The sequence below is a fragment of the Actinoplanes rectilineatus genome (genome assembly GCF_000962825.1).
In the GTDB taxonomy this organism is placed as follows: Bacteria; Actinomycetota; Actinomycetes; order Mycobacteriales; family Micromonosporaceae; genus Actinoplanes; species Actinoplanes rectilineatus.
In genome coordinates this window covers 15863-31969 of the sequence record NZ_JZKF01000004.1, presented here as the reverse complement: position 1 = coordinate 31969, position 16107 = coordinate 15863, and the positions used below count along the sequence as shown (strand labels likewise).

Annotated in this window: 13 protein-coding genes; 2 read left to right on the top strand and 11 right to left on the bottom strand. The window is 67.5% G+C overall.

Annotated elements, in window-relative coordinates; genetic code table 11:
* Positions 1-11 precede the first annotated feature (11 nt).
* Genes WH85_RS03820 through WH85_RS03805 form a run of 4 tightly spaced genes read right to left on the bottom strand, consistent with a single transcriptional unit; the run spans position 12 to position 5931 of the window.
* Positions 12-1283 carry a cytochrome P450 gene (locus tag WH85_RS03820; RefSeq protein ID WP_045740260.1) on the bottom strand — a complete coding sequence of 424 codons (1272 nt, stop codon included), beginning with the start codon at positions 1281-1283 and terminating at the stop codon, positions 12-14.
* A gap of 40 nt (positions 1284-1323) precedes the next feature.
* A complete protein-coding gene (locus tag WH85_RS03815) occupies positions 1324-3102 on the bottom strand; it encodes an asparagine synthetase B family protein (protein WP_045740259.1) in 1779 nt (592 codons plus the stop codon).
* A gap of 29 nt (positions 3103-3131) precedes the next feature.
* A complete protein-coding gene (locus WH85_RS03810; protein ID WP_157410727.1) occupies positions 3132-3968 on the bottom strand; it encodes a hypothetical protein in 837 nt (278 codons plus the stop codon).
* A complete protein-coding gene (locus tag WH85_RS03805; RefSeq protein ID WP_083448767.1) occupies positions 3958-5931 on the bottom strand; it encodes a S53 family peptidase in 1974 nt (657 codons plus the stop codon). The genes WH85_RS03810 and WH85_RS03805 overlap by 11 nt, the downstream gene beginning before the upstream one ends.
* 599 nt (positions 5932-6530) lie before the next feature.
* Between WH85_RS03805 and WH85_RS03800 the strand changes: the two genes are divergently transcribed.
* Complete coding sequence (locus WH85_RS03800) at positions 6531-7094, top strand: hypothetical protein (protein WP_045740257.1); 564 nt, start codon at positions 6531-6533, stop codon at positions 7092-7094.
* A gap of 60 nt (positions 7095-7154) precedes the next feature.
* On the opposite strand, the gene WH85_RS03795 is transcribed toward WH85_RS03800, so the two are convergent.
* Both WH85_RS03795 and fabG read right to left on the bottom strand, forming a co-directional pair.
* Positions 7155-7568: a helix-turn-helix domain-containing protein gene (locus WH85_RS03795; RefSeq protein ID WP_045740256.1), complete on the bottom strand. Its 414-nt coding sequence runs from the start codon at positions 7566-7568 to the stop codon at positions 7155-7157.
* 46 nt (positions 7569-7614) lie between these two features.
* A complete protein-coding gene (gene fabG / locus WH85_RS03790; RefSeq protein WP_045740390.1) occupies positions 7615-8319 on the bottom strand; it encodes a 3-oxoacyl-ACP reductase FabG in 705 nt (234 codons plus the stop codon).
* A gap of 335 nt (positions 8320-8654) precedes the next feature.
* On the opposite strand from fabG, the gene WH85_RS03785 reads away from it, so the two are divergent.
* On the top strand, positions 8655-9518 hold the full coding sequence (locus WH85_RS03785) for an MmyB family transcriptional regulator (protein ID WP_045740255.1): 864 nt from the start codon (positions 8655-8657) through the stop codon (positions 9516-9518).
* On the opposite strand, the gene WH85_RS03780 is transcribed toward WH85_RS03785, so the two are convergent.
* From WH85_RS03780 to WH85_RS03760, 5 genes are all read right to left on the bottom strand, one after another.
* Complete coding sequence (locus WH85_RS03780; RefSeq protein WP_045740254.1) at positions 9519-10463, bottom strand: MBL fold metallo-hydrolase; 945 nt, start codon at positions 10461-10463, stop codon at positions 9519-9521. It abuts the gene before it with no gap.
* 407 nt (positions 10464-10870) lie between these two features.
* On the bottom strand, positions 10871-11275 hold the full coding sequence (locus WH85_RS03775) for a hypothetical protein (protein ID WP_157410726.1): 405 nt from the start codon (positions 11273-11275) through the stop codon (positions 10871-10873).
* Positions 11276-11362: 87 nt separating this feature from the next.
* A complete protein-coding gene (locus WH85_RS48070; RefSeq protein ID WP_045740252.1) occupies positions 11363-13795 on the bottom strand; it encodes a phage/plasmid primase, P4 family in 2433 nt (810 codons plus the stop codon).
* Positions 13796-14032: 237 nt separating this feature from the next.
* Positions 14033-14329, bottom strand: a complete 297-nt coding sequence (locus WH85_RS49920) for a helix-turn-helix domain-containing protein (RefSeq protein ID WP_045740251.1) — start codon at positions 14327-14329, stop codon at positions 14033-14035.
* A gap of 669 nt (positions 14330-14998) precedes the next feature.
* The gene (locus WH85_RS03760) at positions 14999-16075 is read right to left on the bottom strand and encodes a hypothetical protein (protein ID WP_157410725.1); all 1077 of its coding nucleotides are present in this window, start codon (positions 16073-16075) and stop codon (positions 14999-15001) included.
* Positions 16076-16107 lie beyond the last annotated feature (32 nt).

Here is a 16107-nt window from a genome sequence, read left to right as displayed (position 1 = left end):
GCCGTGTCCCGTCATGACCGCGGCCCCGCGGAGGTGCCGTGCGCGACCGGGCACCGGCCGGCCGGGTGCTGCTGAACCGGCAAGTTGGTGAGCTGCCGCAGGGCCGCGCTGGTCTTGAACTGCTGCCGGAACCCCGGAGCCAAGGCGAGATCCGGCAGCCGGCGGGCCAGCGCGCGCAGCGCGGTGGTGAGTTCGAGGCGAGCCAGGGCGGCGCCGACGCAGTAGTGCGGGCCGGCGCCGAAGGCCAGGTGCTGCCCGGCACGACCGCGGCCAGGATCGAAGACGTCGGGTTCGGCATAGACCGAGGGGTCGTGGTTCGCCGCGCCGATCAGCACCAGGCAGCGACTGCCTGCGGGGATGGTGACCCCGTCGAGGGTTACGTCGGCGGTGGTCAGGCGCAGCCAGCCGTCGATGGCGGGGCTGTGCCGCAGGGTTTCCTCGACGTGCAGGTTGAGGTAGTGCTCGTCGTCGGCCAGCGACGCCCACCGGCCGGGATCGGCCAGGGCGTGGGCGAGGGCGTTGCCGAGGGCTCCGGCGGTGGTGATCCAGCCGGCGCCGACGATGTTGAGCGCGAGGGCGGCGACCTCGGCGACGGTGAGATTGCTGTCGTCGTTGTTGCGGTAACGCAGCAGCTCACCGATCAGACCGGGGCCGTAGTGGCCGCTGTCGACGCGGCCGGACACGATGTCGGTGCAGAACCGCCACAACCTCACGCTGGAGTACGCGTGCTCGATCTGCGCTTCGGGGGTCGGATTGCCCCAGACGAGGTCGGCGAAGGCGTCGGTCCACGCGCGGACCTGCTGCGCAGTCGCGGTCGGCAGGCCGAGGACATCCTGGATGACCAGCAGCGGCAGCTGCACCGCGAAGTGCATCAGGTCGGTCGGCTCATGCACTTTCATGTCGGTGATCAGATCGTCGGTGCGGGCCGCGACCAGCGGCCCCCACTGCTGTTCGGCGCGGACCGCGGTGGTGGGCATCAACGCTCGCAGGATCGTTCGGGTGCGCAGGTGCTGCGGGCGATCGGCGGCAACGGCCACCGCCGGGGCGTCGAGACCGGCCAGGATGTTACCGGCGTCGGCGGTGAGCGCGGTGATCGGCAGCATGGTGGCGGCGTTGCTGAAGTTCGTGGTGTCGGACAGCACGGCGCGTACGTTGTCGTGTCCGGCGATCAGCCACATCTCGAGGTCGTCGTCGTAGCTGACGGACGTGGCGGTGGCGTTGATGCGCCGCCAGGTGGTGGCGGGGTCGCGGCTGTAAGGGCCGCTGAACGGGTCGAGTCTCATCGCATGCTCCTGCAGAAGGAATTCGCAAAGGGTCGGTGGGTCAGGTGAGCGAGATGTGGTGGCGCCGCAACCACGCGTTGACGTCGACGAGGTACGCGACGGTGGCCGCAGGGCGGTCGCTGACCGGACCGGCAGCCCCGGTGAGCAGGTCAGCGACGCGGTCTCGGTCCAGCAGCGGGCGCAGCGGTGCATCAGAGTCGTCCAGCACGTCGCGCAGCTGCGCGAAACGGGCATGCTGCCACCCATCGAGCAGATCGGCGCTGGGGAACTGGCGGGGCCGAAGCCAGGTAGTTCCGGCCGGAAGGTAGTCGGCGACGGCGTGGCGCAGCAGCCCGTTCGGTACGCCGAGCAGGTGCCGCAGGCCCGTCGGTGTGTTGAACAGGTAGGCCGCGAGTAGCCAGTCGGCGAACGGGGTGCGCAGGGTGACCTCGGCGGCGTCGGCGAGCTGGCCGAGGCGGGTCAGCAGGTGCGGCAGATATCGGGTGAGGGTCAGATACGCCATCGTGCGTCGGCGTCGCCCGAGTGCGTCGGCGCCGGTCAGATGCGGCACCCCAAGGGTGGCTTCTTCATAGCGGTGCCGGCGGTACACCCCGGGCATGAGATGGCGGCGGGCGTCGGCGTTGAGCAGGTCTGCGGGGTCGCCGACGCCGGGCCAGGGGAAGTCGTCGGTGGCCAGGGTGAGCGGGTCGTGCAGCCACCGGTAGCCGCCGAAGACCGCATCGGCGCCGTCACCGGTCACGACGCTGGTGCTGCCCGCAGCCGCGATCCGCCGAAGCCCCGCAAGCAGAACGGCATCCACGTCGGCCTCCCCGGGGAAATCGAGGGCCTCGTGCGCGGCGTGCGCAGTGTCGAGAAGCGTGTCCGTGTCGAAGGTGAGCACGCTGTGGCGCAGGCGCAGGTGCTCCGCGGTGCGCTCGGCCTGGTCCACGTCCGCGCCACCGTCGGGTGGCAGGTCCGGCGGGTCGGTCGGGGCGAGGGTCCAGGCGGCGGGCCGGTGTCCGCGGGTTCCGGCGGCGTAGACGGCCGCGGCGGCCGAGGCGATGCCTCCGGACAGCAGCACCGCGCTCGCCGGGCGGGTGCGGGTCGCCGCGGTGGTCTCGGCCAGTGCACGACGGACGACCTGCACGGCGGTGTCCGCGTCGTGGCGAGGGTCGTCAGCTTCGAGGTACCAGTAGCGGCGCCGGCGCAGTCCGCCCGGACTCGCCTGGATGAGTTCGGCGGGCAGGACCTCGGCCACCCCGTCCAGGACGCCGTGGCCGGGGGTGCGAACCGGACCGAGGGTCAGCAGTTCGTTGAGGCCGTCGGCGTCGACGACCGGTTTGACCCCCGGGTGGGCCAGCAGCGCGGTGGCCCGGGTAGCGAACACGATTCCGCCGTCCACCAGCGTGAAGAACAGGGTTTTCGCGCCGAGCGGGTCACGGGTGAGCAGCAGCTGCCGGGTGAGGTTGTCCCAGATGGCGATGGCGTAAGCGCCGTCGATCCGGTCGACCAGGCTGGCTCCCCATGCCCGGTAGGCGTGCAGGAGCACTTCGGCGTCACCCGCCAACGGCCGCGGTTGGCCGTACAGCTGTTCCTCGAGGTGCTGCCGGTTGGTGAGCTGCCCGTCGATGGCCGCGGCCAGATCGGGATCGGGGCGTTCCGGGTGTCGCCAGTCGGCGTAGCCGCCGTCAATCCCGCGGTGGGCGAACGCGGTGCGCCGGGCCAGCCGGACGACATCACGGCGCAGCACCGCGGGGTGCAGGCGGGCGGCCATCGCGTTGACCGTGGCTCGTTCGTCGCGCAGGTCGCGGGTGTGGTGGATCCAGCCGGTGAGGGCCACGGCAATTTCCTCCCGTGAACAGGTGGTGGTCAGTTGACGTCGGGGGGCCAGAGCTGGCTGGGCTCGCCGGGGCTGGTGTCGATGTGGACGAGGCAGCCAGGCGGTACCGCCTGCAGGGCGGACATCGCACTGTCGGGAACGCGGATACCGCTGCGCTCGCCGGGCTCGCCCAGCGGTGCTGAGCCGGCATGGATGGTCAGCAGACCCGGGTCGCGGTCGTTGATGGGCACGGCCAGGCGCAGCAGCACCGGAGCGGTACGGGGCGCTCGGCGCACGCAGGAGAGCAGGAAGGTGCGCCCGGCCGGGACGGACCCGGGTGCTGCGCCCAGCGTCGCCGGCCAGGTGCCGGCGGCCCGGCTGTCGCGCAGCAGCCGCAGCTCACCGGCGCGAAAGTCGAGGTGGATGGTGTACGGGCTGCCGGCGAGGGTGACTCTGCTGACGTCGAGCCATCCGGTAGTTCCGGGATGTGACGGCAGCAGCACCCGCGCCCAGCCGGGCTGCTGCTCGATGACCGGCAGCCAGGTCTCCGTGCCGTGCCAGGCCGGACGGATCTGCGCGAAAGCGGTTCCGGCCACGGCGTCCAAGACCGGCAGCGGAGCGCGCGGGTGAACGATGAGGCCCGCGGTGCCGCGGTCGGGATGATCATCGGGCGGTGCTCCGGCCAGGGTGGTCTGGGCGGTGACCTCCGGCAGTTCCTGCAGCGTCGCGGCCGAGATGAACGGCACCGGCATCGCTCGGGTTCGTGCCCGGCGATCGTCGGAGGGGCTGCGGCGGCCGGCGGCGGCGAGCAGGGCACCGAGCCCTGCGGCCGTCAGCCCTTCCGTGGTGCGGCGGTGTGCGCCTGAGCGGCGCGGGTCAGCCGACATCGGCCACGAACGTTCGTCCGGGGGCGCCCAGCCCGGTGACCGGATCCCAGCCGCGGCCGGCGTGCGGCTCGGCCGCGTCGGTGCGCACCAGGTACCCGTCCGGCTCGGCCGGCGCTGCGGACATCTGCGGCGTCCACACGGCGGCGTCAACGTGCTGGATGTCGGTGAGCGTGGTGGTCGCTGGGTCGCGGGTCCACAGCTGCGGGGTAATCAGGCCGGCCGGTTGGCCGCTGCGGGCCTGGGCGAGCGCGGCCAATGACGCGACGATCGGCGTGGCCAGTCCGGTGCCGCCAACCGGTCCGGCGCCGTACCGGCCCTCGGTGGTAGTCCCGACGAACAGGCCAGTGTTCGGGTCGGCGAGTGCGGCCAGGTCGGGCACCTGCCGCATCGGGTTCGCGGCCGGTTGCCATCCGGGACGCGGCTCCCGCACGCTGGTTCCGCCGCCGGCACCGGCCACCGCAGGGGCGTTGCTTTCGGCGGTGCGGGTGTTCAGTGCGGTGGCGGAGCTGGCCCAGCCGGTCTGCCACAACACCGTGTTGCCGGCACCGACGGCGCTGGTGGTCCCGCCGACGGCGGTGGTCCACGGTGACGACGCCGGGTAAGCGCGATCCGGGAGCAGCATCCCGGTGCTCGTGGCCGAGCCGTATACCCCGGAGGCCGTGTACGTGCCGGTGCCCAGCACCGCGGCGCGGGCGAGGATGGCGTCGGTGGCGGCGAGTTCGTCGTTGCTGAGCGCTTCGGCCGGATAGCCCCACGAGTTCGACACGACGCTGCCGCGCAGCTGCGGGTCGGCGACAACCTGGGCGAGGGTGTCGCTAAGCCGGGTGCAATCGCCGGCTGCGGCGTAAACGATCTTCGCGGCCGGGGCGAGGGTGTGGGCGGTCTGCACGTCGGTGGCCTGCTCCTGACCCCAGGCGGCGGTGTCGCATCCGCGGGCCCGCGCCCCGCCGGCCGGGTAGGTCTTGACCTCGTACCGGTTGGCGGGCAGCGCGGCGACGCCGTTGAGGGCGAAGGTGGTGTTGGCGTCGCGCAGCGTGGACGCCTGGTTGTAGGCGCCGACGATCACGATGGTCTGCCCGGCGCCGTCGTCGGCCGCGCGCAGCCCGTACAGCGATCGCAGCTGCGGGCCGGTGTAGCCGCACAGCGGCATCGACACAGACCCGGCCTTGCGGCCTTGCACCGGTGCGGTGTCCGGGCTCGCCCAGGACGTTGCACAAACGCCCGAGCTCCGCACCGGGAGCTGTGGGGGCACCTTCCACCCGTCGAGCCTGCCGTTCACCACGGCGCCGGTGGTCCCCGACACGTCCACGACCGGCCTGCGCCCTGTTGCGGTGGGCTGCTCGACGTCGGGACGAGCCAGGCAGGGCGCCAGGACCGCGGCTGCCGTTGACGCGGAAAGACAGCTGCCACGGCTGCTGTTCGGCGCTGTCGTGGGTCTTAGGCTCATCGGCTGGGCCGGTTGTTCGTTCAGGCCGGTGACGGCTGCGACATCAGCCGCGATGCGCGGCGGCAGCCGGACGGCGGTGGCCACCCGCGCCCTGATCCCGTCCTGCACGGTGTCGTACAGGGTGGCGCCGAGTGCCGTCCTGACCGTGGCTACGGTGCCGGTCAGCGGGAGACGGGTGCCGGTGGCATCCAGCGCGCCGACCGTGAATCCGGCTCCGCGGGCCCACCGGCTGACCCGCGTGACGGTGCTGGGCTGGGCGCCGAAGCGTTGCCGTAGCTGAGCCGTCGTGAGGTAACGCCCGTATTGGCTGTTGCCGGGCGTGGACACGGCGGTTGCGTACGAGCGCAGTTGCTGCTCGCTCGGGCCATGCAGGCTGATCGTGACGGCGACCGTTGTCGTGGCGGCGGTCGCGGTTGAGGCGTCGGGGCGAGGCGGCGAGGCGGTGGCCGGGGCCGCCGTTGTCGCGGCAATAGGCGCGGCGGCCAGCAGGCAGGCCATGAGATGGCGCAGGCGCATGGTCAGAGGGACCTTTCTTGTCGGAACCAGAGGAGATGCCCAGGGACGAAGCCCGGCCTGATGAGTCAGCCCGTTGAGCGGGTGCCGGCTTCTGCGCGACGGCAGGCCAGGATGAGCAGGCGTCGAACGACTGCGGCACGGTGGCGCCGGGGCACGCTGGCCAGCGGCGACACGGTGCGCGTCGGCCTCGGTTGCACGGCCCTGGGGCTGTGAACGTCCACACCCGGGTTGGGGGGTGCACAAAATCCGGAGGGGTGCGCGTCTAGAGTCGGTCGAACGTTTGCCACGAGTTCGACCCTCGGCGACATCGTGCGTTCGGGGTAGCTAACCGGGGCTGTCCGGGGCTGTCCTTCTGGCTAACAACTTGGTTTTCTTGACGCGGTGCCACGCGGCCAGATAAGTACCTTGCAATACTCTGCGAGTCCGCTGTGGATTGGCTCTCGCGGATTCCGGACGAGGGGAGACGGCCACAGATGGTGCCGACGACGCACCAGCTGTTGCAGCCCGATATGGGCCTACGGCTACCGGCAGACGTGCGAGCTTCACTGCTGGGAATGGGGACGGCATGCAATCTGGCCGCAGTCCACCTTCATCAGGCGATGACCTTCACCCTGCACGTCGAATCCGCGCTGGAAACTCAACGGACGGACCCCCGGTCGGGTCCGCTGATGTGTCAGGTCACCGGGGATCTCCAGCTCCTGGCCGATCAGCACTTCGAGCAGGCGATCATCGTTCTGGCGCGGGCCAGCACGGCCTATGCCGTGTACGCCTCACAGGTCGCGGCCGCGGTCGCGACCGGCGGACCAGCTCCCTTGCCAGGCTCGGAGCGCATTAGCCCGTCCGACGTCATCACCGCAGCCGGGTTGTATCTGCCAGACATCCGTTTCGCCGATGACGTCGCGGAGTCGCGGGTCGTAGCGGAGCAAAACGCGATGATGGCGCAGACCCGCCAGCATTTGCTGGATTTGATCACCAACCAGATGCAGGGCACTCCGTCGGCGTCATACGACGACATCGCCACCGTCGCTGCGGGCAACGACGGTGGCGAAAGCCGGCTCGTGGAGTTTCCGGATGCGTTGCACACCTACGCCAGCGTGCTGGTCTGGGCATTAGGGGTTTTCAGCGGCGTCAGCCAGGAGGGTTCTGGCGAGACCAGCGGCTGATAGCCGTCTCCCGCTGACCGTATGACGGCGCGGGGAGGCTTCGCCCGTGTGCGCGCTCGGCTAGAACACGAAGTCTTGATCGACGGGTAGCCCCAGGCTGGCCACATCGATTTCGAGCGCCGCGGCGATCAGGTGCAAGCTGTACTGATTCGGGTGCTTGCGATCGTTCTCCCACTTGCTGATCATGATGAGCAGAGAGTGCAGCGTTGCGGCGCCCCGACGCTTCTTACCGACGTCGCGCATGCGATACGCCAACTGCAACTGAGACCACTGCTTAGCCAGCCGGGCTCGGCGCAGCCGGCGGCCGTAGGTGAAGGTTTCCTCTGAGTCGTTGTCGGCCGCGCTGGCCGGGGCCATTCCGGCTTCGTCTCCTTCCCTCTCTGGCTCCGGAGCGGAACCGACTGAACTCAGTACCACATTGTCGGCGTACATGACCGCCGGTTTGTCGCAGGTGCCCAACACATCGTCCCCCATGGTGATGTCCGTTGATCTCTATGCCGCGGTTGGTGGCGCGGTTGGCTCAATGGCCCATGCCGGCACCTCCGTCCACCGGAAGCACGGCGCCCGAGACGTATGCGGCTCTGTCACTGGCCAGGTAGGACACCGCTGCAGCGATCTCCTCTGGCTGGCCCGCACGTCCCAAGGGAATCTGCGAGCGCATGTGCTCGCGTTGCTCGTCGGTCAACGACGCGGTCATCGCGGTCTCGGTGTAGCCAGGAGCCACCACGTTGGCCGTGATATTGCGGCTTCCCAGCTCGCGGGTCAGTGATCGAGCGAGTCCGACGAGACCGGCCTTAGAGGCGGCGTAGTTGGCTTGCCCGCGTTCTCCGCGCAGTGCCACCGCTGACGAGATGAAGATCAGCCGGCCCCACTTGGCCCGCAGCATCGCCCGGCTGGCGCGCTTGGCCACCCGGAACGCGCCGGCCAAGTTGGTGTCGACGACATCGGTGAAGGCGTCATCATCCATACGCATCAGCAGCTGGTCGCGAGTGATACCAGCGGCGAAAACGACGATCTCGACGGCCCCGAGTTCGCGTTCAACCTGAGCGTAGGCGTCATCCACAGCTGCTGTGTTACGCACGTCACATTGGACCGCCAGGACGTCAGACGGCGCGGGCGAGTCACGGTAGGTGACGGCAACATGGTGCCCGTCTTTCGCCAATTCGCGCGCTGTCGCAAGGCCAATTCCTCGCGCGCCTCCGATGACAAGTGCTGTTCGACTCACAGGTTCCCTTCCGCCAAGCGTGGCGGCCGAACCCTGGAACCGCTGGTCACAGTGTCTCTGGCCATCCGGGACGTCCCCCCACGCCATGATGAAGCCAATATCGTGCACCCTGCGGCTGGCTTTGCCTACACAGTGCGATTCTCACAGTGACACTGTCGGGATTACGAGTGACTACTCCTCATGCAGAGCACGCTGTGACGTCACCGAGAGCGAGACACCACAGTGGTCATCTCCAGAAAGGGTCTTTACCGATAGATCATCGCTGCTAGGTTCGACGTTTCCATGAAGGACTTTCACTCTTTGGGACCCATGGCGACCACGCCCGAGGAAGCGCGATGACCGCTCATCAGCCCCCGCCCGACGCGACGACTGTCCGCCAACCCCCGCCGGAGCTCAGCGATGACCTGGCGCGCCACGTCAAGGCCTGGCGGCTGCGCCTCAACCCCGACGAGATCCCCGGTCTGCACGCCGAACGGCCCCGCACGCGCCGCAATCGACGCGTCAGCAAAGAGACCGTCGCGGCGCTGACCAGCTACAGCGTCGGGTGGTACAGCGCGCTCGAACGCGGGGTACTGCAGAACTACTCCGACGACTTCCTCACCCGCGTCGCCTACACCCTGCGCCTGAACGAGGCCGAGAAGAGCATGTTGTTCTTCCTCGCCACCGGGCACGCGTTAACTATCACGGTCCACCAGTCCCGCATGCGCTCCACCCCGACGATCCAGCGCATCGTCGACGCACAGCCGTGGCCGGCCTACGTCAACGATGAAGCCTGGGATCTGATCGCCCACAACGAGCACATGAGTAAGTGGTTCCCCTGGGTCGAAGCCCACGAGAACAACATCATGCGCTGGGTCTTCACCTTCCCCGAGGCCCGCACGCAGCTGCACAGGTGGGACACCGACTGGGGACCACAGATGTTCGCCCAGATGCAGTTCGCCCACGCACGCCAGCCGGAGAACAAGCGGCTGGCCGATCTGATCGAAGAGATCCTCGACGTCAACCCCGACGCCCGGCTCTTCCAGCAACAACCCATCACCTACCCGCACCCCGACGGCGACCACCGTTACCTTCACCTGCCCCTGCACAAGCGGCTGCAGCCGATAGAGCTGATCGCGTTCGCTCCGATGCGCGCGCAGGCGAGCCGGATGATGATGCTCGTACCGATCGAACGCGACGAGGTGAAGAAGCCGCAATAGCTACTTCGGTTCGGCGTCCGCGACCTTCGCGAGAACGTCCATCAGCTCATGCGGCTCGTCACCCAGCTCCCGATACGCAGCGGCCATGGTGATCACCAGCCGTTCCGGGTTGCCCCATCCCGCATACGCCGCATGCACCTGCGCCGGGTCGCCGGCCTCCCAGTACGGCAAGCCGGCTGCGTACGCCTTCTGCGCCCGGTCGGCCACCCACTCGAGGTAGCCGCGAAACACGGCGACGCCCGCCTGGTCCGTGATAGGCCCATGTCCCGGCACGACGTGCTCGGCGCCGGTCGCTGTGATCCGTTCACAGGCCACGATCCAGTTCTGCAGCGGTCCGGTCCACATGATCGGATGCCCTCCGATGAACAGGATGTCGCCGGCGAATACGACCCCCGCGTCCGGCACGTACGCGATCACGTCGCCGTCAGTGTGTGCCGGCCCGACTTCGAAAAGCTCGACCAGACGATCTCCTACTGTCAGATCCAGTCGGCCGCTGAACGTATGCGTCGGGGGTGTCACGTCGATGCCCTCGAAGTCGAAGACGCCGAAGTGCCGCCGCATGTAATCGCCCAGGGCCGTGTCCGGCGACCTGGAACCGCTCAGCGCCGCCAGGTCGGCTGGCTGGACCTCTTTCGCCATGTCGTGGCTGCACGCTGACGAGCCGACCACCTCAGCCCGCGGCAGGAGCTGGTTTCCCCAGCAGTGGTCGCCGTTTGCGTGGGTCGTCACCACCGTACGAATCTCCACGCCCGGTGCCACCCCGGCCACAGCGGTCAGCAACTCCCGCGTCAGCGGCAGATCGAACTGCGTGTCGACCAACAGCGCATCAGCGCCCGAGACGAGCAAGCCGCAATTGCTCCAGCCCCACGTACCCGGTGGGCTGAGATAGGCCCACGTGCCTCGGCCGAGCTGATGCATTCCTCGCCGGTATTCCAGACCCCCCATGCCGGACATCCTGATGCAAGATCCACGCACGACACAACCCGGAGTATCGGCAACGATCACTGAATGCGGTGTCGGGTTCCTGACAGTGCCATCGCGGGTGACAGGTGACAGATCATCCAGCAATTGCCAACTGAACGGCATCGTGCGCGCACCACATGCCCGCGCGCCCGCGCGCGCGATAGCCGTCAACCGGGAAAGCGCGGAACATCTGTCACCTGTCACCCCGACCCGGCCAGAACTGCAGGTTCTCGCCGTCGATGGCGGTTTCTCACGATCTTGGCGGTCGCGTTGACGGTTCCACCATGATCATGCGAATCGACATTGCGCGGATAGCGACCCCGACCCACGGCCGAACCGCGCAACCCCAGCAGGGCCTTGGTCAAGCCCCCATGACCGCTCGCCGACGGCTACCGGCGAGAAGCGAGCGCCTCCATCAACGCATCGGCCTGAGCAGGCGAAAAGACGAACTCGACATAGTCCGCCTCATCCGGGGCGCATCCAGCCGAACCGACGCCGAGGCTAAACAGCACGCTCCCATCAGGGTCACCGGTGACCTCCAGATTCCCTGACACGATCCCCGGCTCGCCATCAATACTGGAACCGGGCCAATCGTTCGCAATCTCAAGCAACACGCGTCGTTCCGTCACCCGGCGCACGCTATACGCCTTGAGACCGGAGTCCAAGACGCAGACCCGCGACGGCCCAACCGCGGGCCGCCGACGATCAACCCGGCACTCGGCACCCCACCACCGCCGCTCGCTGTCGGCCAGAACCGAAGAAACCGCCATCAGCATGAGAACCGGCACCGCCATCACGGTGAGAATCTCCGACCGAATCCAGCTCTTGCCATCCTCTTACCGCCAAAGACGGCGAGAACCTACAAGAACCAGTGCAGCGGATCATGACTCGACGAGCAGGACCGCCTGGGGATCGTCGACGTCCAGCAGAGCGATGCCCGTGTAAAAGCGCTGCCCTTTGCCGCCCCGCGCATCAGCCACACCGAACCGGCTCTGCAGCTCCTGGGTCAGCCGCTTCGCCGAAACCGGCCGCTCGCCCAGCTGCTCGCACCACTGCTCGTACGCATCACGCAGCACACTCACAGCTGTTCGCACCCCAGCCGACCCTGGCTGCCGATGACACTGCTCGTCCACGAATCGACCGACCGTGTCCTGATCCCTCGCGTAGGCCTCAGTCGCCGACGACACCGACGCCGGCTCCCGAAGACCGCCCTGGTGATACGCCGCAGCCCCGGCGACAATCCACGCCAAAACTGCGGGCGCGTCCTCCGCCAGGCGCTCACCCAGCTTCTTGTCCTGCCTCTCCGGCCGCACCACCCGATTGAACGGCAGCACCCGGATCCGCCGCCAGAACGCAGGCCCACCGGCACGTGCTGCCGGTAGGTGATTGCCGAGCAGCCACAGGGTGTGGCTGGGCTCGAACGTGAACCAGTCCCGCCGCATGAACCGCGCCGACAACGAGTCGCGGCCGGTCAACTGTTTGACCCGCGCCTCGGCGAAACGCTGCCCCTCGTCGAGCTCCGCGCAGACCACCAACCGGGCACCGGACAGCTGCGCCAGCTCGGCGGGATGCTCCGCATGCTTACGCACCATCAACATCTCCGACGAGCCCGCCCGCGCATAACCGTCGTCGCCGCGGCCCAGCGCGTGCATCGCCGCTTCCAGCAGCGTGGACTTGCCGTTGGCGCCAGGACCCACCGCGAACGGCAACAGCTGTTCAAGCACACAGCCGATCGCCGAAACTCCCACCAGCCGCTGCACGTAGCCAGCCAGCTCCGTGTCATCGCCGAACGTGTCGTGCAAGAACGCGTCGAAAACGTCCGACCGCCGCTCGAAGTCCGGCGCTACAGCTGTTGATCGAGTGTGCAGCAGCTCCGGATCGGCAGCACGAATCTCACCAGTTCGCAGGTCCACCACACCCACGGGCGTGTTCAGCTCGTACGGTCGAGCATCAAGTGCCGCCAAGGACACGGTTACGGCCGGGTCGGAACGTGCCAGCCGCACGACGCCGGATACCCCGCCGGCCGAGAGCGCCTGCGACCGGAAACGCCGCCAACCCCCGGCGGCCGGCAACTGCCGAGCCAGTCCTCGCACGAACTCACGATGCCGTTCCGCGTCGTCCCAGACCCATCTATGCCCCGACCACAGCAACCAGGCTCCTCGCTGAGGGCAAAACCTCAACTCGTGACCGTGGTGGGCGACCAGGGCTCGCGCGAGTCCATCTTCGGTCGGACCCCACGCCGCAGGCGGCGACGTCGCCTCTGTGGTAACCCGCGCCATCGCGGGCGCTTTTAACTCCGACTCTCGCTCTGCCGAGCTGCCTTGCAGGGAGTGCCTGTCAAGCCCTTGGCCGTAGCCGTCCTGCCGTAGCGCTCGGGCAGCTGCGCTGTGATCGCCAGCGTGATGCAACACCGCAAAAACGTGGAACTTGGTCAGGGGCGTATCCGTCTCGAGCATCGTGCTGCTGCTGAACACGAAGAGGCGGTCGCGGTCGTCGGCGCGTCCCGTGGTTGCGGAGATGCCAGAGCGCTTCCCTGGACGTCGCCAATACCGCGTACGACCTACCGCGTGGACGAGCGTCCATCCGACCGGACCCAGAATATCGATCCAATCCGTGCGGCGCTCGAAGTCATCCCCGGGCGTAAGGTCCTGTCCAACCTGCGGCGCAGGAGGATGATGCAACGCGACGGCTGGTGTAACCGGCATTTCGTCCAGCGCTCGCACCGCATCCAATAATGCCCCGCGTTCATCCGAACTGATTGTGGGAATGCGTGCTGGCGTTGACCCGTTCAGGGCAACCCAGGGACGCCGGCTTTCGTGGACAGTCCCGTGGGATGGCGCGACGATTGTGTACCCGCCCTCTCCTCGGGTCTCGGCGAGTGTTTTCACCTTATCGGTCGGGTCAATCGACAACTCATACTCAGTTGCTGGACGCCGTGCGAGCTTCAAATTCCCATCGAACCCGGCGTCGGAAATCCTGTACAGAATATGAACTCCGCCGGACGGCGTCCTCTCCCAATAACCGTCGAAGGTCAGCCTCTTCCATAAGTCGGCAAGGCCAGCTTGGGAAAGGAGTTCGATTAGCGCCTGGCCCAGCCCTTCGTCGACGGCGCGACCCTCGAGCTCAAGCATTTCGAGCCCGGCGGAGGCGCTCCCGCAGATGATCGCCAGCCCTGGAGGGTTGCCCGTGAACCATTGTTCTACTTGTTTGCGATCTGGCGGCGCCTGTCTATAGCCACGCCAGGAAACAAGGGGCGCTTTACTCCCATCGGCGCGAATGGGAATGACTGCGCAGCCTGCATGGAACCATGACATTGATGCGGAAATTGTGTCAGGTGTGCTATTCACTTAGTCCCCATTGATTTACTGCAAGCGGCAACGGCGGAGGGCCGCCGGTTTGCTGGCGGCAAACATGCCGCTGAGATAGAGTTGCCCTACGGATCAGGCGTCCGTCTATAGGCCAACTTGCGGGCAGGAACGCGCGACCCCCACAGAAATTCTTGTGGGAGTCAGACGTTTCCCTGATTCCATTCACATAGGCATGAAGCGTTTCTAGCGTCGCTGTTGCGCGCGCTCCCGACGCACGCGCTGCACCGCCCGCTCATGACCCCGTTCTTGCTCGCGAACCTCCGCGGGCTTGACCGTGTGGCTGTCGAGCAGCTTCTGAACCTGCTCAGGGGTGAACTTGCGTTTCCTTGCGAGATGCACATGCTCGACGTGGCCATCACGGCACTGATCAGCGAGCCATCGTGCGGAAACCCTCAACCGGCGCGCCACCTGCTCCACGGAGTAGTACAGGTCCTGCTCGTCGTTCTGGCTTGGTGCCTGCGGATCATCCTGCCTTGGCATTCGTTCCTCCCCGTCGTCATGCACGTCAGCGACGCAGCCAGTGGAGGGCGGGCGTAGGGCTGCACCGTTGCGAAGATGTTTTCGACCTCCAGCAGGAGCCTCTATGCGGGCTCCTGCCGGCTCTTGCAAGCCTTGCCCAACCAGGCGGCCGAGGGGAGCTGCTGAGGCCCTGACTGGCGCTGTCCGAGGCTGTCCCGCTGCGGCCCGCCAGCCGGGCAGCAGAACGGTCAGGTCCCCGGGAAGGGCGGCGACTTTAGGGGGTTGGCGTTGGACCCCGACCGCCTGGATCGGCGTGTGATTTGGGTCACTTAATACCAGATCTTAGACAGCTCGAACGCGGGCGCCGACGTAAGGCAGATCCGGCAATTCTGAGGAGTTTTCCCAGCTCAGGGGTCGTATGGAGCCTAGAATCCAACGCCTTCATGGCGCAGCGGCCGGGACACGCCAAGATCGTTTGGTGTGCACATGTGTGCGCAAAAAAAATCGCACCGTCCAACTTGGAGAGTTGGACGGTGCGTTTTGCCTGCTCAAACGGGTGGAGCTGAGGGGACTCGAACCCCTGACCCCCACACTGCCAGTGTGTAGGTCTTCTCCAGGCCACGAGTCATGCGAGGCACCATGCGCCTCGCATGAAGAATACGTGACGGGATTGCGCTATCCGCCCGAGGATCACATCAGGCGGCGATACTCCTTCCGCGCTTCTTCCCGGACCACTTCGCAGAACCGCGCGTCGATCGATGCGTCTCCGTCGTCCGTGTCGACGTACTCCTCGTACACCAGGCGGCAGCCGCGGATTCCGGTGAGCAGGTCCTCGAGCAGATCGAGAGCTGGCCGTTGCGGATCCAGCGGAGTCAGCCGCACCGGAGCCGCCTCGTCTTCAGATTCCCCGTCATCTCCCGGGTCGCGCGCGACCAGCAGCGCGCCGAGGTCATCGACGACGCCTTCCGCGACGAGCATCGCGCCGGACACCATTTCCACCACGATCCGGTAGGCCGTCCTGCTGAAATCGAACAACTCCAAGACCTCACTCGGCGTCTCCACCGGCAACGCCTCGACGTCGTCCGCGGCGAACAGCACCTGGGCCGCCGGCATCCCCGACACCTCCGAGACCACGTCCGCGGCCGCCTTGAGCCAGTGCGCAGCCGCGACAGACGCCGCCGTGGGGTCGAGGTCAACGAAGAGCCGTTCACCACCCAAGGGATCCTGGGCCAACACGGCGTCGGCCGCAGCGACCTGGACCGGACTCACGTCGCTGCGGCTCAACACCACTGCCTGCTGAGCCCGCCCGCCCAGGTCCCCACGTTCAGCGGACTCGACCGCCTGGATCTCTGCGGCGACGTCCGCGCTGATGGCCTCGATCAGCTCAGCGTCGTTGATCGCATGCAACGCGCGACCTACTTGATGTGCCCGTTCCTCGACCGAGTCGTAGCTCTCGAGGATCGACCCGTCTGCGTCGGGCAGATTCGGCTGCCGCAGGGACGCGACCACCTCCGTAAATGCCTCGCGCGTCTGCTCCCGGCGCCACCCTTCACCGTTGGCATCCGGGTCGTCAGTAGCGCGACCTGGATGGGTGTAGCAACGCCACAATGCCTCGGACAGAGATGTCAGCGTGGCCGCGAGCCGCAGCTGGTCATCCACCCCGACGGTGTCGGGGAGCGTGCTCACGACCGCCGCTCGCTGACCACGTCCGGTCGGCCACGTTCGCAGCAGCGTGCTGGTGTCCTCGTCGACGGCGTAGCTGGTCACCATAAAATCCTCTCTCTTAAGTAGACGAGCAC